Raw genomic sequence first — 20,656 nt, forward strand, 5'->3', positions numbered from 1 at the left:
ATGAAATCATTCGTATTTCCTGCATGCGATGCATCGCTGACGTAGCTTTCCTTGTCCAACGGGAACAGCACGAGTCCGAAGACCCCGCAGTGGAAAAGGAACAAAGACTAAAGTCGCCACGTCCTGTGGCAACGTCTCCCGGACCAACATCCTGTTGGCCCGTCGCCGTGCCCGTGGAAAGCGGAGTGTTCTGCCGAAGCGGTGCTAAAAAGTATTATTCTAATTTTAGTTATGTTCCAGCCCCTTTATAAATAGGTTGACTTTAGCATCACAAATTAATGAATTTTACATTACACAAAAAAGGAAGATTATAATGAAGTGTATAGTAGGACTGGGCAATCCAGGAAAAAAATACAAGGACACGAGACATAATGCCGGCTTTATGGTGATAGATGAATTATTACATCGCCATGGCTGGTCATTAAATAAAACCAAGTTTAATGCGGATTATGCAATGGAAACACTTAACGGAAATAAAGTGTTGCTTGTGGAGCCACAAACCTATATGAATTTATCCGGTGATGCTATTAGGCCATTGCTTGATTACTATTCGATCGATGTGGAAGATGTCGTGGTCATTTACGATGACCTTGATTTACCTCCAGGGAAAATCAGGCTTCGGCAAAAAGGTGGACATGGTGGCCATAATGGGATTCGTTCTACAATTTCTCACTTAGGGACAAAGGAATTTAAACGAATTCGCATCGGAGTTGGCAGACCTACCACACCACTTCCTGTAGTAGATTATGTACTCGGTTCATTTCATAAAGCAGAGCAGGAGGATGTTAAACAGAGTATTGAAAAAGCTGCTGATGCATGTGAAGCATGGTTGGAAAAACCATTTTTAGAAGTAATGAATGATTATAATAGCTAACACCTATACATAATTAGACGTAGGTTATGGTGCTAGATCTTAAATGTTTTACATAGGTATAATCAAACCACTTTGGGGTAAAACTAAACAAGACATCTTGTTGGTTTCCAAGGAGGTTTTATAGGGTGCCTATTATTTATACATGTAGACATTGCATGAATGAGATTGGAAGGTTAGAACATCAAGTAGTAGAGTCAACGATGCTTGGATTTGATCAATTATCCATAAAGGAAAAGGAAGATATGATAAAATACAAATCGAATGGCGATATTCAAATTACGTCCATTTGTGAAAGCTGTGAGGAAACACTAGGTCACCATCCTCATTATCATGAACTTGACTTTTTTATACAATAATAAGCAACAAAGCTTTGGTATAGTAAACCAAAGCATTTTTGCGCTTTTCAAATGTCTAGCGGTGAGTTCCCATTAAGGGGGCTCTGCGCTTTTCTACTAGTATTGCAGGCGGAGGTTTCAGAATGAAAGGTATTAATCAATATTTACAATCCAAGGAAGATATCCAATCTATTATTAGTGGGATAGAAAGTGGGATGAAAGAGCAGCTTGTAGCTGGCCTATCAGGTTCTGCACGAAGTATACTCGTGTCCATATTAAACGAATCTACAAAAAGACCTGTCCTATTAGTAACACATCAGCTTGTACAGGCACAGCAATTATATGATGATTTATCTGAGATTATGGAGGATGATTCCGTACATCTCTATCCTGTTAATGAGTTGATAGCCTCTGAGATAGCAATTGCTAGCCCGGAATTAAGAAGCCAGCGAATTGAGTCCCTCACAGCTTGGTCAAGTAAGAAGACAGGAGTTTTGGTTGCACCAGTAGCAGCATTAAAGCGTTTGCTTCCTCCGACAGATTATTGGGGGAAATACCAGCTAGCTTTTAAGCTTGGAGAAGATATAAACATTGATGACTATTTATCTTCCTTAGTCGATATGGGATATGAGCATGCTTCCATGGTTGCTTCACCAGGGGAGTTTAGTAGACGAGGGGGGATTATAGATATCTACCCGATCACAGAAGAGCATCCCATCCGTATTGAATTATTCGATGAAGAAATTGATTCGATACGTTATTTTGATGCGGAGACACAACGCTCATTAGATACATTAAAGGAAGTAATGGTAGGCCCTGCTACAGAGCTACTGCTCACGAAAGAGGATATCCTTTCTGGCGGAGAACGACTTGAAGAAGCATTGGCGGCTAGCATGAAGAGCCTTAAGTCATCTGAAGCGAAGGAAACATTAGATGAGGCAATCTCCCCTGACATTGACCGGCTGAAAAACCTAGAACATTTTCAAGAGATGTATAAATATATTGGTTATTTATATGAGAGGCCTGCTAGTTTATTAGATTACTTACCAGATAATGGTTTGGTGATTATGGATGAAATGAGCCGTATTCAAGAGACGGCACTAAATCTTGATACAGAAGAGGGAGAATGGTATAGCAGTCTGTTAGAAGCGAACCGGATGGTGAAAAATAGCAGGTTTTCTTTTGACTGGCATCAAGTGTGGGACAGTCTGGACCATCAACGACTTTATATGTCTGTCTTCCTTCGCCATATACCAAATACACAGCCACAAAATATTATAAACCTTTCATCACGGGCGATGCAGGAATTTCACGGACAAATGCATTTATTTAAAAATGAATTAACCCGTTGGGAAAAAGGGGGCTTTTCTGTTGTCATCTTTGCTCCAAATGAAAAACGGGCAGAAAAGATCCATTCTATTTTTACCGACTACGACATTGAAGCATCCGTAAGCCATCATTTAGAGCTACCTGTTGAAAAGCCGGTTATTACGGTCGGGAATATGAATGGCGGTATTGAACTGCCAATGCATAAGCTCGTGTTAATTACGGAAAAGGAATTATTTAAAAAGCAAACGAAACGAAAGAGAAGACAGCAGAAAGTTTCCAACGCCGAGCGGATTAAGAATTACCAGGAATTAAAGGTCGGCGACTATGTTGTACACGCTAATCATGGTATTGGCCGCTATCTTGGAATTGAGACACTTGAACTCAACAACATGCATAAAGATTATATGCTGATTAAATATTCCGGTGATGACAAGCTATTTGTGCCAATTGACCAAATTGACCAGGTCCAAAAGTTTGTCGGGTCAGAAGGTAAAGAGCCAAAACTGTATAAGCTTGGTGGGAGTGAATGGACGAAGGTCAAACGAAAAGTTCAATCTTCCGTTGAAGATATTGCGGATGATTTAATTAAGCTATATGCAGAGCGGGAAGCCCAAAAGGGGTATGCCTTTTCCGAGGATACGGAAATGCAGCGTGAATTTGAGGCCTCCTTCCCGTATCAGGAGACAGAGGATCAGCTTAGATGTATCACAGAGATCAAGCAAGATATGGAACGGGAAAGACCGATGGACCGCTTACTCTGTGGTGATGTCGGCTACGGAAAGACAGAAGTGGCGATTCGTGCTGCCTTTAAAGCTGTAGCAGACGGGAAACAGGTCGCCATTCTTGTACCTACCACAATATTGGCCCAGCAACACTATGAAACAATCCGTGAGCGATTCCAGGACCATGCCATTAATATTGGATTGATGAGTCGTTTCCGCACGAGAAAACAACAGACAGAAACGACAAAAGGGTTAAAAAAAGGAACGGTAGACGTGGTCATTGGGACCCACCGGATTCTATCCAAAGACCTTGAGTACCGTGACCTTGGGCTATTGATAGTGGATGAAGAGCAACGATTTGGTGTAAAACATAAGGAAAAAATTAAACAGATGAAAACAAATGTGGACGTATTGACCCTTACTGCTACGCCAATCCCGCGGACGCTTCATATGTCCATGCTTGGTGTTAGGGACCTTTCCGTTATTGAAACACCGCCAGAGAATCGCTTTCCAATCCAGACCTATGTGATGGAATACAATCCAATCTTTATGAGAGAAGCGATTGAACGAGAAATGGCAAGAGGCGGGCAAGTCTTCTTCCTCTATAATCGTGTAGAAAACATTGATAAGGTTGCAAGAGATCTAGGCACACTCGTAGGAGATGCCCGAATTGCTGTGGCACACGGGCAGATGAATGAATCGGAGCTGGAAAATATCATATTTGCCTTTTTAGAAGGAGAATACGATGTGTTAGTAAGCACCACCATTATTGAAACGGGTGTTGATATTCCCAATGTTAACACCCTAATCGTGAATGATGCAGACCGTATGGGGCTTAGTCAGCTTTATCAATTGCGTGGCCGGGTGGGTCGTTCCAACCGTGTGGCGTATGCGTATTTCACGTATAAAAAGGATAAGGTACTGACAGAGGTAGCAGAAAAACGGCTTCAGGCGATTAAAGAGTTCACCGAGCTCGGGTCAGGTTTTAAAATTGCCATGCGTGACCTGTCCATCCGCGGTGCTGGTAACTTGCTTGGTTCTCAGCAGCATGGGTTTATTGATTCTGTTGGGTTTGATATGTATTCGCAGATGCTTAAGGACGCAATTGATGCTCGTAAATCAGGAAAGGATTTAGAAGACTTTACCCCATTTGAACCAGAGCTTGCTCTAAATATCGATGCCTATATTCCGGAAACCTATATACAAGATGAAAAACAAAAAATTGATATTTATAAGCAATTCCAAACGATCCAAGATTCTGAGGATATTACAGAACTGCGAGATGAATTAATGGATCGATTTGGAGATTATCCGACAGAGGTAGAAAATTTATTTACCGTGTCTATGCTGAAAATGCATGCTAAGACTGAGAAAGTAGAATCCATATCGGAAAAAAATGCAAAGATAGAACTAATTGTGGAAGAAAACAGGAGCCAGGAAATTGATGGCGCGAAGTTATTTGAACTTGCCAATACGTATGGTAGAAATGTACAACTTGGAACGGAAAATAACAAACTAAAAATTATCTTTAAAGGGACGCAAGATACCAAACATCAACGCTATGATATTGTGGCGAAGTTCATTCAAGAGTTAAATAAGCTCGATCGGGACGCATAACAAAGTTATCGAAGAACCAAAGATATGCCTATACCTTTTTCCTTGCTGTGAAAATTTGGGACATCATGTATAGTCTTCCTAAGTTGTCTCATACTAAGTTCACAGTTGGTGATAATACACCTTAGGACAAGATAAACAAAAAGAATTTTTCACCATAGGAAAGTGAGGCTGCTAAGTATGAAAGCAACTGGTATAGTTCGACGGATTGATGACCTTGGAAGAGTAGTAATTCCTAAAGAGATCAGAAGAACACTGAGGATCAGGGAAGGAGATCCGCTCGAAATCTTTGTGGATCGTGAAGGCGAAGTTATTCTAAAAAAATATTCTCCTATTAATGAACTTGGACATTTTGCGAAAGAATATGCGGAAGCACTGTTTGATTCCCTCAAATCCCCGGTTATGATTTGTGACAGAGATGAGGTTATTGCAGTAGCAGGGGAATCAAAAAAAGATTATCTAAACAAAAATATTAGCCCTGATATTACTAAAATTATTGAAAACCGTACGCCTGTATTTGAAACAGAGAAAAGTAATATGGAAGTAATTGATGGGAATGAGCTTGAGCTACATTCGTATTGTATTAGCCCTATTATTGCAAATGGTGATCCAATCGGTTGTGTGATGGTCTTTTCGAAAGAGGAAAAACTAAGTAATGTTGAACAGAAATCCATTGAAACGGCTGCTGGTTTTTTGGCTAGACAAATGGAGTAGGAAAAATAAGACCCTATAGAATGGACAGCTATCTGTCTCGCTTCTATAGGGTGCTTTTATGGATACAGATCAACTCTCTTATGCCAGCGTAAGGGAAAGGAAAAACAAGCCCGGTTATTGCCCACGTGACAGGTGTGCTATAATAGAAGCAAATTTAACGGAAATAAAGGGCGTTAGTCATGAGCAGGAACGAAACAAGTCAGCTGGTAAGGGGGGCACTTTTATTAACAGGGGCCGGGATACTTAGCAAGCTTTTAAGTGCAGGATACCGTATTCCCCTACAAAACCTTACAGGAGATATTGGCTATTATGTGTATCAACAGGTTTACCCTATTCTCGGAATTATGATGGTGCTTTCCTTATATGGATACCCTGCAGCTATTTCAAAGCTCCGATCGGAAATGGATACGAATAAGGGGCGACAAACATTACGAAACTTTTACTTTCCATTGTTCCTTATATTGCTTGTCCTCAACGGTGCTCTGTTTCTTTTTATCTTTATTAATGCACCGAATTTAGCTAGATGGATTGGCGATACAGAGCTAACCAGTACATATCGTCTGACGGCAGTTGTTTTTCTTTTCGTTCCACTGCTAGCCCTTCTGAGAGGGGGCTTTCAAGGGGAGCAGAAGATGGGGCCTACCGCTGTTTCGCAAATTACGGAGCAGTTGATACGCGTTTCATTGCTTATTACAGCTGCGATTGTCATAAGTGTGCAACAACTTGATATATACAAAATTGGACATGCAGCAGCCCTTGCTTCTGGCATTGGGGCATTAGCAGCCACTGTCATATTAATCATCCTTTTTCTAAAAAACATGCCATGGAGACACTGGAAGGGTTCAGAGGTAATTCCCTGGAGCTACTATGTGCGCACCATTCTGTTGTTCGGTGCTGTAGCTGCTTTAAACCATATGGTATTACTCGTTATCCAATTTGCTGATACCTTTACACTGCTCCCGGGGTTACTGGATTTTGGCCTTTCCAAACAGGAGGCAATGGAAGCGAAGGGAGTGTTTGATCGGGGACAGCCGTTAATTCAATTGGGGCTGGTCCTCGGTTCATCCTTTGCTTTAGCCCTCCTGCCAAACATTTCGCGAACTAGACTCATGCAGGAACCTGTATTGTTTTATCAAGACATTAGGGGATCTCTTCTGTTTAGTGTTTATTTGGCGCTGGGGGCTACCATTGGGCTTATCCTTATTTTCAGGGATGCTAACATTTTATTATTCCAAAATGACCAAGGAACAGCGGAGTTGCGGCTGTTGGTTGTCTCTATTTTTCTTTGCTCTGTCTCGGTGACAGCTGCTTCTATATTACAGGGACTTGGACATGTCAAAAGAACAGCCGGATTTATCCTAGGAGCTTTCTTCATAAAATGGATTGCCAATCAACTGCTCGTTCCGTTTTTAGGTATTACCGGGAGCGCTGTGGCCACGGTATTGAGCTTGCTCTTACTTTGTACCGTAACGCTTTATGAATTAAGGAGAAAGCTTCCACATTTACAGTTCAGGAAGGCATTGAACTTTCGAGCAGCAGCACTTGCGCTTTGTGTGATGACCCTCTATGTTATTGGAATGCATGCATTGGTTGCAGATTTACTTACAAACCGGTTGTTGTTGCTGGGTTATATTGTGTGGATCGCCTTAACAGGAGGCGGACTGTATGTATTTTGTTTGCTTCGCCTGGGAGCTTTTAGCAAAAAAGAAGTAAGAATGCTGCCTTTTTCTACTTTTTTACTACGTTTTTATAAAGGAAGGGAAGACAATGAACGAAATTAATGTTATAGGGCTTGGTGGAGGAGGTATTGATCAGCTCCAGCTTGGCCTTTATAGAAAATTACTGCAAGAAAAGCAAACAATATTTACGCGGACTATGGATCATCCTGTTATCCCCACCTTACAGGAGGAGGGGGTCACCTTTGAATCATTTGACCACCTTTATGAAGCAGAAGACGGGTTTCGTGAAGTTTATCAAAATATCGTCACACAGTTACTTGAACATGCAAAGGATCGTTCTATCCTTTACACCGTACCTGGGCATCCTATGCTTGCAGAAAAGACTGTCCAGCTTCTGCTTGAACAAGAGGAAGTAGAGGTGACTATTCTTGGTGGCCAAAGCTATTTGGATGATTTATTCACCGCCTTGCAAATAGATCCCATTGAAGGATTTCAATTCGTGGATGCTACCTCCTTTTTAAGAAAAGATCTAAACTATCAGCAGCATCTTATTTTCTGTCAGGTGTATGACCGTTTTGTTGCCTCTGACGTAAAGCTAAGTTTATTGGAGGATTTACCTGCCGACTATATGGTCACCATTGTGGAGGCTGCGGGGAGTGAGACGGAACATATCCGCCAAGTGCCACTAGAAGAGCTAGATCATGTGATGGAGATTAGTAATTTAACAAGTGTTTACGTACCACCAGCTCCTGAAGCCTTATTAAACCATACGTTTACTAGATTGCGTGAGGTTATTGCTATACTAAGAAGTCCTGAAGGCTGTCCATGGGACCGTAAACAAACTCATGAGAGCCTAAGGCAATACGCGATCGAAGAAGTCTATGAGCTAATTGATGCCATTGATAACCAAGATGATGAAAACATGATAGAAGAGCTTGGCGATATTATGCTTCAGGTTATGCTACACAGCCAAATCGGAGAAGATGATGGCTACTTTACGATCGACGATGTGATTCGGGCCGTTACAGATAAAATGATTCATCGCCATCCCCATGTGTTTGCTGACCGTCACGTTAATTCAGTTGAAGACGTCACTAAAAACTGGGAAGAACTGAAGAAAGAAGAGAAGCCGGGAGAGCGCACCTCCGTGCTAGACGGTGTTCCTAAACAGCTGCCATCTCTTGCAAAGGCCGTTAAACTACAAAAAAAAGCTGCAAAAACAGGCTTTGATTGGGACGATGTAAAAGACATTTGGACAAAGCTAACAGAAGAAGTAGACGAAGTGAAAGAAGCAATTTCAATAGGGAACCAAGAAGAGATCGAAAAAGAATTTGGGGATGTTCTATTTGTCATTGCCAATCTATCAAGGTATTATAAAGTAAATCCAGAGGTCGCCTTAAACCGGACGAATCAAAAGTTTACTAGCAGGTTCTCTTATATTGAAGAACAACTGATAAAGAATCAGAAAGACATTCATCATGTTACCTTAAAGGAAATGGACGAACTGTGGGATCAAGCAAAGGAAAGAGAGGGATTAGAGTGAGACTTGATAAATTTTTAAAGGTTTCCCGTCTGATTAAGCGCAGAACTTTAGCAAAAGAAGTTGCTGATCAAGGGAGAATCACAATAAATGGTGCTACCGCCAAAGCATCCTCTACCTTATCTAAGGGCGATGAGCTCGTTATTAGATTTGGACAAAAGCTTGTAACGATACAAGTTAATGAACTCAAGGAGACGGTAAGAAAAGAGGAAGCGGAGACGCTGTACCGTGTGATTAAAGAAGAGAAAGTGAATAGCTAGTTCTAACCTTGTCCCTCCTATCATAGAGTAATAATGATAAGGAGGGTTTTATATGAACTATTATGAAAATAAAGAAACTACCACGCGTGTACAAACGGATCATGCGGTGAAAATTAATAATCGAAAAAACCTGGAAATCAGTGGTGTAAAAGAAGTGGACAGCTTTGATAATGAGGAATTTCTCCTGGAAACAGTGATGGGTTATTTGATTGTTCGCGGGCAGAACCTGCAGCTTAAAAACCTAGATGTCAGTGAAGGATTAATCACAATTAAAGGTAAAATATATGAGCTTTCCTACGTTGACGAACAACAGCAGGAGAAAGCTAAAGGATTCTTTAGCAAGCTATTCAGATGACATTAAGTACGCAGTTTTTGACAATGCTTGCAATGGTTTCAAGTGGCTTTTATTTGGGTATTGTACAGGACACCTTTCGCCGGTTTGCACCATACTGGAAAAGAAGGGTTGTCCTAACCTATACGATGGAAATTAGCTTTTGGCTAACCCAGACGCTAATTTTGTTTTTTGTCTTATTCCGAGTAAATGGCGGAGAGCTGCGCTTTTATATTTTTGCAGCCTGTCTGCTGGGCTTTGCAGCATACCAAGCATTGGCGGCTGAGTCGTATAAAAAGCTACTGGAGCACATTATTCGCATCCTCACATCAATATATCGGTTTATTGAAAAATGTGTAAAAGCAATAATTATTACCCCAATCAAATGGATCCTTACATTCATTTGGTCACTATTTATAAAACTACTTAAGCTGGTAGGAACCGTGCTTCTATTTTTGCTCACGGTCCTCATCACGCCGTTCGGCTGGATATTTCAGCTCATCTATCGGCTTCTCCCAGAAAGTTTTAAAAATTTTTTTCGCAAACTTGCAGGATTTTATAGTAAAATGAAGAATATAGGTATAAAGCTAAAGAATCGCCTGAAAAGGAGGTAGAAGCTTTGTCTTCTAGCAAGGAAACCGTCACAAAATTAAATTCACAATACACGCAGCAATACGATGTTTACATAGAAAGGCAAAAAAGGAAGAAGCAGCGACTAGTCCGCAGACTTGTGTTATTCTCCATTGTTGTCGCCATTGTAATAGGAGGCATTGCTGCATACCATATTAAGCAACGGACAGTTCATGCCGAAAAGGCTCAGCAATATGAACAACTTGAACAGGAGCTTTCGGTGTTGAAAGAGAAAGAAAAGGATCTTAAAGAAGAAGTAAACTTGCTAAATGATGAAGAATACGTGCTGGAAATAGCTCGGACCAACTATTTCTTCTCAGAAAAGGGAGAGCTTATTTTTAAAATTCCAGAGGAAGACCCCTCATATTGACACACTTTTAAAGGCTTCGCTATAATATAATACAAAGCGACCGTGCCTTTAAAAAGGCGCATAAAAAACGGGTTGACTAGTCGCTCGTTTTTTTAAAAATTTTAAGGAGGAGCATTTTTTTTATGTCAATCGAAGTAGGCAGCAAGCTGCAGGGAAAGGTAACTGGGATTACTAATTTCGGAGCTTTTGTGGAGCTGAAGGAAGGCACTACAGGGCTTGTCCACATTAGTGAGGTTGCCGATAACTATGTCAAAGACATTAACGAGCACCTAAGTGTTGGCGATGAAGTAACGGTCAAAGTGATTAATGTCGGGAAGGACGGTAAGATTGGACTGTCGATCAAAAAGGCAAAAGACAAACCAAAGCGTCCGCAACGTGATACGAGGGAGCGTACAGAGTCATTTGAATCTAAAATGAATCGTTTCCTTAAAGACTCAGAAGACCGTTTAGCCTCTTTAAAGAAACACACAGAATCCAAACGCGGAGGACGAGGTGCTAAAAGAGGATAGCAGTTGCTGTCTATAGACAATGCTCTATAAAGATATATAAAAACAGGAATCACCTAATGAGGCGATTCCTGTTTTTCTTTGGGATTTTTCAGAGGACGATAGTTAGCGTCTGTGCGTTTGTTAAAATAAAAAAACCTCCTGCATCATGCAGAAGGTTTGGTGATGGCGGCAGAGGGGATCGAACCCCCGACCTCACGGGTATGAACCGTACGCTCTCGCCAGCTGAGCTACGCCGCCGAAATAAGTCAACAAAAAATATAATACAGCAGGACAAGGGAAGTGTCAAGAGATTTTTTAAAAAGACACCAGAATACCGTTTTTTCTAGCGGAGGTATCCTGGTGATTAGTAAAAGGGCTGTGCAATGATTGGGGGCGCAGTTTATGAACTAGGGATGCTGTGCAATCGACTGGGAGAGCAGTTTAATCAATCAAGGATGCTGAGCAATCGACCAAGAGAGCTCCTCAATCAACCAAGTGAGCAGCGCAATCGACTGCAAGAGCAGTTCAATCAACCAAGCCAGCAGCGCAATCGACTGCAAGAGCGGCGCAATCAACCAAGGATGCTGAGCAATCGACCACGTGAGCTTCTCAATCGACCGAGCCAGCAGCGCAATCGACTGCAAGAGCGGATCAATCGACCAATCCAGCAGTGCAATCGACTGCAAGAGCGGCGCAATCAACCAAGGATGCTGAGCAATCGACCACGTGAGCTTCTCAATCGACCAATCCAACAGCGCAATCGACTGCAAGAGCGGATCAATCAACCAAGCCAGCAGTCAATCGACTGCAAGAGCGGCGCAATCAACCAAGGATGCTGAGCAATCGACCACGTGAGCTGATCAATCAACCAAGCCAGCAGCGCAATCGACCGCAAGAGCTGATCAATCAACCAATCCAGCAGTCAATCGACTGCAAGAGCTGATCAATCAACCACACCAGCGGCGCAATCAACCAAGACAGAGCCCCAATCGACCATCAAACCCACTCAATCAACGCCCCGCCCCGCAACGCCCCGCGCCACAACGCACCCCGCAAAGCAGCACCGTACGACAATTCCTATTTATTCTCAGGCTGTAACGCAGCTTGTGGCTGAATTTTAGCTTTTTCAGCCATTTGCTTATGGTATGCTTCATCTTCTTCGACTGGTTTTGTCTTTTTAATAAAGAAGGATAGGACAAATCCTATTACTGCGAATACAGTTGCTACAGTAAAGGCATCGTTAATCCCTTCAATTGTTGCAAGGTTTTCAATGACACCCATCTGTTTCTCGGTAGGTGTACCAGTAGCCGGCATGAATTCAGGAATATGCTTGGCTGTTTGGGCACTCATGACCGTTACTAAGAAAGCAGTCCCAATGGAGCCAGACATTTGGCGCAATGTATTGGCCATTGCCGTCCCGTGAGAATAGAGCCTTCTTGGAAGCTGGTTCAACCCAGCAGTCATAATTGGCATCATAATCATTGAGATTCCGACCATCCGTGCTGTGTACAATCCCATCATGTAATAGTAGCCAGTACTGTCAGATAGATTGGCAAAGAAATAGGTAGTTACCGCTGTAAGGAATAACCCCACTAATGCAAGTGGACGGGCACCAATTTTATCAAATAGCTTTCCGGTAACAGGTGACATAATTGCCGAAATAATTGCACCTGGTAGTAGGAGTAAGCCTGACTCAAGTGGGCTAAAGCCACGGATGTTTTGTAAATAAATAGGAATAAGAATCATGGCAGCAAACATCGCCATCGTGACTACAACACTAATCACCGTAGTTAGCGAAAACATATTATATTTAAATACGCGAAACTCTAGCATTGGTGATTCCATGCGAAGCTGTCTTCGGACAAATATATACATAATGGCCGCGCCAATTGCTAGGGTTACGATAACAGTTGGGCTTCCCCAGCCGCTTTCACCTGCACTACTAAACCCATAAAGTAGTCCGCCGAACGCAAAGGTAGATAGCATAATGGATTTTACATCGACCTTTGGATTGGAAAGGCGTGTTACATTACGTAATAGGAAATATGCAAGAATAATATCGATTACCACAATAGGGAAAACAATAAAGAACAATACACGCCAAGAGTAGGTTTGGACAATAATACCTGATAATGTTGGCCCAATTGCTGGTGCGAACATCATTGCCAAACCGATATATCCCATGGCAGCGCCTCGCTTTTCAATACTAAATAGGCTCAAAATAACGTTCATAAGTAGTGGCATCATGATCCCCGCGCCAGCCGCCTGTACGACACGTCCGATCAGCAACATTGGGAAAGAGAAAGACAGACCACAGACAAGTGTCCCTAAAGCGAATAGTGACATCGCTGTAAGAAAAAGCTGTCTTGTTGAAAATTTCTCCATTAGAAAAGCCGTAATGGGGATAAGAATTCCGTTTACCAGCATAAATATCGTTGTTAGCGATTGGGCAGCATTTGCTGACATGTCCATATCAACAATCATAACTGGTAAAGCAATATTTAAAAGTGTCTGGTTTAAGATAGCAACAAATGCCCCTAGAACCATCACAAATATAATAGGTATTTTTGGTACTTCCGAAGCGTCTACAAACGCTGAACGATCTTTCAATTTCATACTATATCATCTCCGATTAATTTCAGTTTTTCTTGAACAAGTCCGTGCAAGCGCAATAGCTCCTCCATATCTTCTGAGCTAATTTCGCTTAATGGGTCCAGTCGCTTAAAATACAGGGCATGTGCTTCCTCTTTTTTCTCCTTGCCAAGTGGGGTTAGGCTCAGTACGATGGCTCTTCTATCAGCTTGAGAATGCTCACGCTGAATGTATTGAGCTTTTACTAAACGATCCACTGTACTAGAAACAGCGCTCTTGCCACTATTCATTCTTTCGCAAAGCTGGGCCAAGCTAAGGTTCGGCTCATCATCCAATATTTTTAGAATTTGCAGCTGTACAATGGTGACGCCAAGCTCATTAGCATGATGCCACATTTGTTTATAGAAAAGGTTATGCATGTTACGAAAGGAATTCGTAATACACCTGATTTTTTCTTCATTTTCCATGCAGTTCAACTCCTACTTTCGTAAAATAGTTCACGGGTGAACATTTCGGCATAAGAAGTATTATATGAAAGAGTAGGTAATTTGGCAAGAGGTTTTTTCTGCAAATATAAAAGTAATTATTTTCTGTAAGTACAAAATAAAGAAACCAAGAGTTAAAATATTGGCTATTTCGGCAAAGAAGACTGTACCCTGACACATTACCGGTAGAGAATAGGAGAAAATCGAAGCCTGCATATAAGAAAGAACTGGCGACTTCCATCGTGCCAATATAAGCGCCTCTCTTGATTATTCCGCTTCTTTTAACGCCCTCTAAAACTGAAATAACACATTAATCTAAGTCCCATTTCCTTGTAGAAACATGCTATTCTGCTAAAAACAAGTCGAACGATTTATTAGACATGCTCTGTTGTTTTGACAAAAAAAGAAGTCATAATGTGGTTTAATAAACTTCACTAAAGACGGGAGTGGATTTCTATGAGTTCAATTTCTGGGGTAGAACCTGGTGTATATGGGGCAGAGCATGTTAATAAAGCTGAGGCATTACGGAGAAAGTTGCAAACGAAAGTAGCAACCCTTTTCTTAGATAAAGGGCTGTTGTACTACATTGTAGGGTTTCTTTTGGGACGAGCTGTTATTTTATCTGCAGTATCACCTTTTGCAGTCGCTTTTCTTGCGACAATGTGGTTTGTCCACCGGGAAAAAACAGCCAGATCACTTCTCGCTGTTTTAGCAGGTGCGCTAACCTATTCCATTCCGCAAACTATTTTTCTTTCTATTGCTATCTTGTTGTTTATTATGATGGCCGGGTTTTTTAAAAAAGTGAAAAGGCAACAGATCCTGATTCCGATAGTTGTCTTTTCCTCTACCGTAGCAACCAGGCTATTCCTTTATTCGATAAATGGGCAACTAAGCTCCTATGAATGGATGCTTCTGTTTGTAGAGGGAGTTCTCGGAACGGTCCTTGTATTAATCTTTATGCAGAGCATTCCTTTATTATCACCAAAGCGTTATAAACCAAGCTTGAAAAACGAAGAAATTGTCTGTGTGATCATTCTAATCGCTTCTATTCTGACAGGTACCATTGGCTGGGAATTATATGGAGCTTCTGCTGAACAAGTGTTATCAAGGTACTTTGTTTTGCTGTTATCGTTTGTGGGAGGGGCGGCTATTGGTTCAACTGTAGGAGTGGTTGCCGGGCTTATTCTGTCACTTGCCAATGTGGCGAACCTATATCAAATGAGCTTGCTTGCCTTTTCAGGATTGCTCGGGGGTTTGCTGAAGGAAGGTAAGAAGCTAGGAGTGTCTGCGGGTTTGCTTGTAGGTACCTTCCTCATTGGAATTTACGGTGATGCAGCCAACGTTGTTCCGTCCATATTAGAGTCGTCCTTTGCGATTGTCCTTTTTCTTTTGACCCCTGCTAGTATTTTTAAGCGTGTATCTCGGTATATTCCAGGAACAGAGGAGTATACGAAAGAGCAAGAACAATATTTACAAAAGGTCCGCAATGTAACAGCAAAACGTGTCGAGCAGTTCTCCGACGTGTTTGAAGCATTGTCCAAAAGCTTTAACACAATGGATCCACTTGATTTAGAAGAAGGCGATTCGAAGCGGGAAACAGACTATTTTTTAAGTCAGGTAACGGAAAAGACCTGCCAAACGTGTTTTATGAAGGAACGGTGCTGGCAAAAGCAGTTTGATAAAACCTATTCGCTTATGGAAGAGATAAAAGAAGACATGACAGAAGGGCGTGAACCGAACCGAAAAGTAGCCAGAGAATTTGAGAATTACTGTGTGAAACCAACGAAAGTAATGGAGGCGATGAAGGAGGAAACATCCTTCTTAGAGGCAAATAGAAAGTTAAAGCAACAAGTAATGGAAAGCAAGCGACTTGTAGCAGATCAGCTGCAAGGGGTATCCGAGGTGATGGGGGACTTTGCAAAAGAGATCTTGAAGGAGAGACAGCAGCATGAGCATCAAGAAATTCAAATTGTCCATGCCCTCAAGCATATGGGAATTGATTTGGAAAAACTCGATATTTACAGATTGGAAAAAGGAAATGTAGACATTGATATGACCGTAAGCTTCTATAGTTATCACGGAGAAGGCGCTAAGCTTATTGCCCCTGTTTTATCGGATATATTAAACGAAATGATTATTGTGAAGGAAGAAGAGATTTCTCCTTTTCCAAATGGATATAGCTACCTTTCCTTTGGGTCAGCGAAAGCCTTTGTCGTGGAGACAGGTGCATCCAATGCTGCAAAAGGTGGAGGGCTTGTTTCGGGAGACAGCTTTACGACGATTGAACTTGGTGCAGGGAAATATGCGATGGCAATTAGTGACGGAATGGGAAATGGGAAACGTGCTAGAGAGGAAAGCATGGAAACATTAAGATTATTACAGCAAATCCTGCAGACGGGCATTCCAGAAAAAGTAGCGATTAAATCGATTAATTCCATCCTTTCCTTAAGAACGACCGATGAAATGTTTGCTACCTTAGATCTTGCGGTAATCGATTTGCATAATGCCTTTGTCCGATTCTTAAAAATTGGTTCATCACCTAGCTTTATTAAGCGGGGCGATAAGCTCATTCGCGTTGAGGCGAATAATTTACCAATGGGGATTATTCAGGAGTTTGATGTAGATATTGTTAATGACCAGCTTATGGCAGGGGATGTCCTTATTATGATGAGTGATGGCATCTTTGATGGACCAAAGCATGTCGAAAACACCGATCTTTGGCTGAAGCGAAAAATTCGCGAAATGAAGACAGAGGACCCACAGGAAATTGCCGATCTACTGTTAGAAGAAGTTGTACGAACTCGTGCTGGAGAGATTGAAGATGACATGACGGTGCTTGTTGCAAAGGTTACGGAAAATAAACCGGAATGGGCAGCCGTCCCTGTATATCGTGATAAAGCACAATAAGGAGGCGTGTAGCGGAGTAAAATGTATAAACCTTCCTTTTTCTGGCGATGATGGTACTGGAAAAAACGGGAGGTAGATGGTTTTGAAAAAAGGTACAATTAAGCAAATATTACTTATAACAGACGGATGTTCAAATAAGGGGGAAGACCCTGCTGCTACAGCTGCGCTGGCAAACCAGCAAGGTATAACGGTTAATGTAATCGGGATTATGGAAGATACACACACAGAGGAGTCAGAAGGGTTGCAAGAAGTGGAAGAGATTGCACTATCAGGCGGCGGGGTAAGTCAGCTTGTTTATAAGCAGTCCCTTTCGCAAACCGTCCAAATGGTAACCAAACAGGCGATGACACAAACATTGCAAGGCTTTGTAAATAAGGAATTGAAGCAAATCCTTGGTTCTGAACAATCAATGGAAGATCTTGATCCGGAAAAACGGGGCGAAATCATGGAAGTGGTTGAGGATATGGGGGAAACATGTGATTTAGAGGTTCTTGTCCTCGTTGATACAAGTGCGAGCATGCACGATAAGCTGGAAACAGTAAAGGAAGCACTAATCGATCTTTCTCTTAGCTTGAATGCAAGGATAGGAAGAAACCGATTTTCTATTTTCAGTTTTCCTGGTAAACGGAAGGATATGGAGAAGGTATTCGACTGGTCCCCAAGACTTGACTCGATCTCAACTATTTTTCCAAAGCTGACAAGCGGAGGCATTACGCCTACTGGTCCAGCAATTCGGGAGGCCATGTACCAATTTGGTAAGAAAAGCTTACTAAGGAGCTTCAGAGATGATGAGGCAGGATTGGAAGAAGCATGATTCGGAAGTTAGGCCGGGAACGGTTATTGAAGGGAAATGGCATCACAAGAAATATCTAATTAAGAAAAAGCTTGGGGCAGGTGCCATTGGCTCTGTATATCTGTGTGATATAAATGGACGTCCTGCCGCACTGAAAATAAGTGATAACAGTTCCTCTATGACAGTGGAGGTTAACGTGTTAAAATCACTTGAAAAGGTCCAGGGTACGCGTCTTGGGCCTTACTTATTGGATGTGGATGATTGGACATCCCCGCTTGGCAAAAAATACGCATTTTATGTGATGGAGTATTTAAAGGGAGAGGCTCTCGGCACATTTATCCATCAGCATGGAAAAGAGTGGGTCGGTGTTTTTATGCTGCAACTGTTAGAAGATCTGACCAAACTCCATCAATCAGGCTGGGTGTTTGGTGATTTGAAAACAGAAAATCTTATGGTCATACAGACACCTCCAAGACTACGCTGGGTAGATGTTGGCGGAACCACCCAAATTGGCAGAGCGATAAAAGAGTATACAGAGTTTTACGATCGAGGCTATTGGGGTATGGGTACAAGGAAGGCGGAACCTAGCTATGATTTGTTTGCATTTGTGATGGTATTTCTGCATGTCTTTTACCCGAAGCGTTTTGAGAGAGGTTCTAATCCGGAAGCTACTTTAATAAGAAAGTTAAATGATGTAAAAGCCCTTACGCCATACAAGCATGTTTTGAAAAGAGCGTTACTTGGCAAATATACATCAAGTACGGAAATGAAAAGGGATATAATGCAGCTTTTGCAGCGTGTTCAGCAACAAAGGCAAACACGCTCCAACAACAGAAAGCAAGCTAAGTTGGCGAAACCTGCTCTAATTGAGTTAGGTAGCCTGTCGTTTTTAGCGATTGCCTATTACCTGTTGTCCCTCCTTTTTTAAGTGGTGATGGTTAGTCAATTCTGTGTTACGATGGATGAAAATGGATAGTTGGAGATGCACATAATGGAAAAGAAAATCCTTTCTTTTATAAAGGAAAATCGTTTGCTAACGATGAATGCGACTGTCCTTGTTGGGGTATCCGGAGGGCCTGATTCAATGGCTCTTTTACACTTTCTACATGGACTAAAAGAGGAATGGCAACTTGAGATAATTGCGATTTCTATTGATCATCAGCTTCGGGGAGAAGAGTCCTCAGAAGACCTTCACTACGTAAAAGAGGTATGCAGGCAATGGAATATACCTTTTGTTGGAACCTCGTTGGATGTTCCTGCGTATAAAGAGGAAGAACATCTGGGAACGCAAATTGCTGCAAGGAAGCTTCGCTATGCGTTTTTTGCGGAAAAGATGGAGGAATATCAGGCATCGTATCTCGCTTTAGGACACCATGGTGATGATCAGGTAGAAACAATGCTTATGGAGTTTGTACGGTCTGCCAGCTCGAATACACTTTCTGGAATTCCTGTGAAAAGAAAATTTTCCACTGGAGCTATTATTAGACCCTTTCTTTGTGTCACGAAGCAAGAGCTTGAAGCTTATTGTGCTGTTAAACAAATTACGCCAAGGATAGATCCATCTAATAACGAGACTACCTATACAAGGAATTATTTTCGAAAAGAGGTTCTTCCATTACTAAAAGATAAAAATAGTAATATACATACTACTATGCAACATTTAAGCAAGACGCTTCAGGAAGATGAAGACTTTTTACAGGCAGAAGCCAAGAAGTTGCTCAAATCTGTAATGGGAACCGACCTTTCGAATAAGGGTTTTGAGTTTGAAATTAATAGCTTCGAGCAGTACCCCCGCGCTTTACAAAGACGTGCCTTTCATCTAATATTAAATTATCTGTATGAAGATTTACCAAAGAACCTATCATATGTACATGAAGCACATTTTTTCTCATTATTACAAAGCGAAAGAAGCAATGTCCAAATTGATTTTCCACTCCATTTAAAGCTGGAAAAATCCTATGCCAACATACGGTTTTATTTTGCGCCAGACGAGGAGCGAAATGATGCGTATCACAAAATAATGGATATACCAGGAAAGGTTATCCTACCAGATGGATCGGCTGTAACGGCTACAACCGTTGACAAACTTGCAGTAAAGGACGAGCTTACATATTTTTGTAGTATGGACCAGGTAGCTTTACCATTACATATTAGGACACGGCAATTTGGTGACAAGATGCGTTGGAAAGGTTTAAAGGGCAGCAAAAAAGTAAAAGACATTTTTATCGATGCAAAAATCCCAAGAAATGAGAGGGATACCTGGCCAATAGTAACAGATAATAATGGGGAAATTCTCTGGCTGATCGGCCTTAAAAAAGGGAACCCCGAAAGAAAGTCGAACAATGCTTCGTATATTCAACTATACTATGAAAATGGCAACATGTAGGAGGAGCAGACATGCACGACGATATTAAAGAAATCTTAATATCCCAGGAAGAAATCACGAACAAATGTAAAGAGCTTGGGAAACAATTAACAGAGGAATATGAAGGGAAATTTCCATTGGCCATTGGCGTTCTAAAAGGGGCTATGCCATTCATGTCAGATATCCTTCGCTATACAGAGGTTCATTTGGAAATGGACTTTATGGATGTTTCGAGCTATGGTGGGGAAATGAAATCCTCTGGAGAAGTTAAAATTGTGAAAGACCTTGATACAAAGGTCGAGGGAAGAGACCTGCTCATTATTGAAGACATTATTGATAGCGGGTTAACCTTAAGTTATTTGGTGGATCTCTTCAAGTACCGCAAAGCCAAATCAATTAAAATTGTTACACTGCTTGATAAGCCTTCAGGCAGAACAGCAGCATTAAAAGCTGACATGATAGGCTTTGAAGTGCCAAATGAATTTGTTGTGGGCTATGGGTTAGATTATCAAGAAAAATACCGTAACCTTCCTTACATCGGGGTGCTGAAACCAAAAATTTACGGTGGAGAAGAGTAGTTTTTCACTTAAATGGGTCGGTTTGGAAGCGGTAAGAGCCATTCAGGATT

The 20,656-nt window shown here is 41.6% G+C and carries 20 protein-coding genes and 1 tRNA gene; 16 read left to right on the top strand and 5 right to left on the bottom strand.

The window, feature by feature from the left end; translation table 11 throughout:
• The first annotated feature begins 313 nt into the window (after positions 1–313).
• The 11 genes from pth (at position 314) to LG273_RS00420 (ending at position 10,907) form a co-directional block, all read left to right on the top strand.
• A complete protein-coding gene (gene pth, locus LG273_RS00370; protein WP_404456991.1) occupies positions 314–874 on the top strand; it encodes an aminoacyl-tRNA hydrolase in 561 nt (186 codons plus the stop codon).
• A 125-nt stretch (positions 875–999) separates the two neighbouring features.
• Positions 1,000–1,230 carry an anti-sigma-F factor Fin gene (locus LG273_RS00375; protein WP_379560739.1) on the top strand — a complete coding sequence of 77 codons (231 nt, stop codon included), beginning with the start codon at positions 1,000–1,002 and terminating at the stop codon, positions 1,228–1,230.
• Between the two features lie 122 nt (positions 1,231–1,352).
• Positions 1,353–4,877 (top strand): transcription-repair coupling factor, encoded by a 3,525-nt coding sequence (mfd, locus tag LG273_RS00380; protein WP_404456994.1) that lies wholly within the window; start codon positions 1,353–1,355, stop codon positions 4,875–4,877.
• 177 nt (positions 4,878–5,054) lie between these two features.
• Positions 5,055–5,588 (top strand): stage V sporulation protein T, encoded by a 534-nt coding sequence (spoVT, locus tag LG273_RS00385; protein WP_404456997.1) that lies wholly within the window; start codon positions 5,055–5,057, stop codon positions 5,586–5,588.
• A gap of 179 nt (positions 5,589–5,767) precedes the next feature.
• Complete coding sequence (locus tag LG273_RS00390; protein WP_404456999.1) at positions 5,768–7,369, top strand: oligosaccharide flippase family protein; 1,602 nt, start codon at positions 5,768–5,770, stop codon at positions 7,367–7,369.
• Positions 7,356–8,810: a nucleoside triphosphate pyrophosphohydrolase gene (gene mazG, locus LG273_RS00395; protein WP_404457002.1), complete on the top strand. Its 1,455-nt coding sequence runs from the start codon at positions 7,356–7,358 to the stop codon at positions 8,808–8,810. The genes LG273_RS00390 and mazG overlap by 14 nt, the downstream gene beginning before the upstream one ends.
• The gene (locus LG273_RS00400; protein WP_404457005.1) at positions 8,807–9,067 is read left to right on the top strand and encodes an RNA-binding S4 domain-containing protein; all 261 of its coding nucleotides are present in this window, start codon (positions 8,807–8,809) and stop codon (positions 9,065–9,067) included. Before mazG ends, LG273_RS00400 begins: the two co-directional genes overlap by 4 nt.
• A gap of 52 nt (positions 9,068–9,119) precedes the next feature.
• Complete coding sequence (gene yabP, locus LG273_RS00405; RefSeq protein ID WP_379560732.1) at positions 9,120–9,422, top strand: sporulation protein YabP; 303 nt, start codon at positions 9,120–9,122, stop codon at positions 9,420–9,422.
• Entirely contained in the window at positions 9,419–10,012 is a 594-nt protein-coding gene (yabQ, locus tag LG273_RS00410) for a spore cortex biosynthesis protein YabQ (RefSeq protein ID WP_404457008.1), read from the top strand. The genes yabP and yabQ overlap by 4 nt, the downstream gene beginning before the upstream one ends.
• A gap of 5 nt (positions 10,013–10,017) precedes the next feature.
• Complete coding sequence (locus tag LG273_RS00415) at positions 10,018–10,398, top strand: septum formation initiator family protein (protein ID WP_379560730.1); 381 nt, start codon at positions 10,018–10,020, stop codon at positions 10,396–10,398.
• 122 nt (positions 10,399–10,520) lie between these two features.
• Complete coding sequence (locus LG273_RS00420) at positions 10,521–10,907, top strand: S1 domain-containing RNA-binding protein (RefSeq protein WP_379560729.1); 387 nt, start codon at positions 10,521–10,523, stop codon at positions 10,905–10,907.
• Between the two features lie 163 nt (positions 10,908–11,070).
• Here the strand turns inward: LG273_RS00420 and LG273_RS00425 are convergent.
• The 5 genes from LG273_RS00425 to LG273_RS00445 all read right to left on the bottom strand — a co-directional run bounded on the left by LG273_RS00425 (position 11,071) and on the right by LG273_RS00445 (position 13,945).
• Positions 11,071–11,144: transfer RNA gene (locus tag LG273_RS00425), tRNA-Met, on the bottom strand.
• A 191-nt stretch (positions 11,145–11,335) separates the two neighbouring features.
• Entirely contained in the window at positions 11,336–11,671 is a 336-nt protein-coding gene (locus LG273_RS00430) for a hypothetical protein (RefSeq protein ID WP_404457011.1), read from the bottom strand.
• On the bottom strand, positions 11,668–11,796 hold the full coding sequence (locus LG273_RS00435) for a hypothetical protein (protein WP_404457014.1): 129 nt from the start codon (positions 11,794–11,796) through the stop codon (positions 11,668–11,670). The genes LG273_RS00430 and LG273_RS00435 overlap by 4 nt, the downstream gene beginning before the upstream one ends.
• A gap of 167 nt (positions 11,797–11,963) precedes the next feature.
• On the bottom strand, positions 11,964–13,502 hold the full coding sequence (locus tag LG273_RS00440; protein ID WP_404457016.1) for a DHA2 family efflux MFS transporter permease subunit: 1,539 nt from the start codon (positions 13,500–13,502) through the stop codon (positions 11,964–11,966).
• Positions 13,499–13,945: a MarR family winged helix-turn-helix transcriptional regulator gene (locus LG273_RS00445; RefSeq protein ID WP_404457018.1), complete on the bottom strand. Its 447-nt coding sequence runs from the start codon at positions 13,943–13,945 to the stop codon at positions 13,499–13,501. The genes LG273_RS00440 and LG273_RS00445 overlap by 4 nt, the downstream gene beginning before the upstream one ends.
• Before the next feature lie 474 nt (positions 13,946–14,419).
• Here LG273_RS00445 and spoIIE point away from each other — a divergent pair, with 474 nt between their 5' ends.
• From spoIIE to hpt, 5 genes are all read left to right on the top strand, one after another.
• Entirely contained in the window at positions 14,420–16,870 is a 2,451-nt protein-coding gene (spoIIE, locus tag LG273_RS00450; RefSeq protein ID WP_404457020.1) for a stage II sporulation protein E, read from the top strand.
• Between the two features lie 82 nt (positions 16,871–16,952).
• Positions 16,953–17,684: a VWA domain-containing protein gene (locus LG273_RS00455; protein ID WP_379560724.1), complete on the top strand. Its 732-nt coding sequence runs from the start codon at positions 16,953–16,955 to the stop codon at positions 17,682–17,684.
• A complete protein-coding gene (locus tag LG273_RS00460) occupies positions 17,659–18,591 on the top strand; it encodes a protein kinase family protein (protein WP_404459444.1) in 933 nt (310 codons plus the stop codon). The genes LG273_RS00455 and LG273_RS00460 overlap by 26 nt, the downstream gene beginning before the upstream one ends.
• Positions 18,592–18,654: 63 nt before the next feature.
• Positions 18,655–20,049, top strand: a complete 1,395-nt coding sequence (gene tilS, locus LG273_RS00465) for a tRNA lysidine(34) synthetase TilS (RefSeq protein WP_404457022.1) — start codon at positions 18,655–18,657, stop codon at positions 20,047–20,049.
• A gap of 11 nt (positions 20,050–20,060) precedes the next feature.
• A complete protein-coding gene (gene hpt, locus LG273_RS00470) occupies positions 20,061–20,606 on the top strand; it encodes a hypoxanthine phosphoribosyltransferase (RefSeq protein WP_404457024.1) in 546 nt (181 codons plus the stop codon).
• Positions 20,607–20,656 lie beyond the last annotated feature (50 nt).

Source organism: Oceanobacillus kapialis (assembly GCF_044790185.1).
GTDB lineage: Bacteria > Bacillota > Bacilli > Bacillales > Amphibacillaceae > Oceanobacillus_B > Oceanobacillus_B kapialis.

Coding starts and splice junctions, on each gene's coding strand:
- LG273_RS00460 (WP_404459444.1), top strand. CDS start 17,659: ATGAGGCAGGATTGGAAGAAGCATGATTCGGAAGTTAGGCCGGGAACG.
- yabQ (WP_404457008.1), top strand. CDS start 9,419: ATGACATTAAGTACGCAGTTTTTGACAATGCTTGCAATGGTTTCAAGT.
- mfd (WP_404456994.1), top strand. CDS start 1,353: ATGAAAGGTATTAATCAATATTTACAATCCAAGGAAGATATCCAATCT.
- hpt (WP_404457024.1), top strand. CDS start 20,061: ATGCACGACGATATTAAAGAAATCTTAATATCCCAGGAAGAAATCACG.
- yabP (WP_379560732.1), top strand. CDS start 9,120: ATGAACTATTATGAAAATAAAGAAACTACCACGCGTGTACAAACGGAT.
- LG273_RS00440 (WP_404457016.1), bottom strand. CDS start 13,502: ATGAAATTGAAAGATCGTTCAGCGTTTGTAGACGCTTCGGAAGTACCA.
- LG273_RS00390 (WP_404456999.1), top strand. CDS start 5,768: ATGAGCAGGAACGAAACAAGTCAGCTGGTAAGGGGGGCACTTTTATTA.
- spoVT (WP_404456997.1), top strand. CDS start 5,055: ATGAAAGCAACTGGTATAGTTCGACGGATTGATGACCTTGGAAGAGTA.
- pth (WP_404456991.1), top strand. CDS start 314: ATGAAGTGTATAGTAGGACTGGGCAATCCAGGAAAAAAATACAAGGAC.
- spoIIE (WP_404457020.1), top strand. CDS start 14,420: ATGAGTTCAATTTCTGGGGTAGAACCTGGTGTATATGGGGCAGAGCAT.
- LG273_RS00445 (WP_404457018.1), bottom strand. CDS start 13,945: ATGGAAAATGAAGAAAAAATCAGGTGTATTACGAATTCCTTTCGTAAC.
- mazG (WP_404457002.1), top strand. CDS start 7,356: ATGAACGAAATTAATGTTATAGGGCTTGGTGGAGGAGGTATTGATCAG.
- tilS (WP_404457022.1), top strand. CDS start 18,655: ATGGAAAAGAAAATCCTTTCTTTTATAAAGGAAAATCGTTTGCTAACG.
- LG273_RS00420 (WP_379560729.1), top strand. CDS start 10,521: ATGTCAATCGAAGTAGGCAGCAAGCTGCAGGGAAAGGTAACTGGGATT.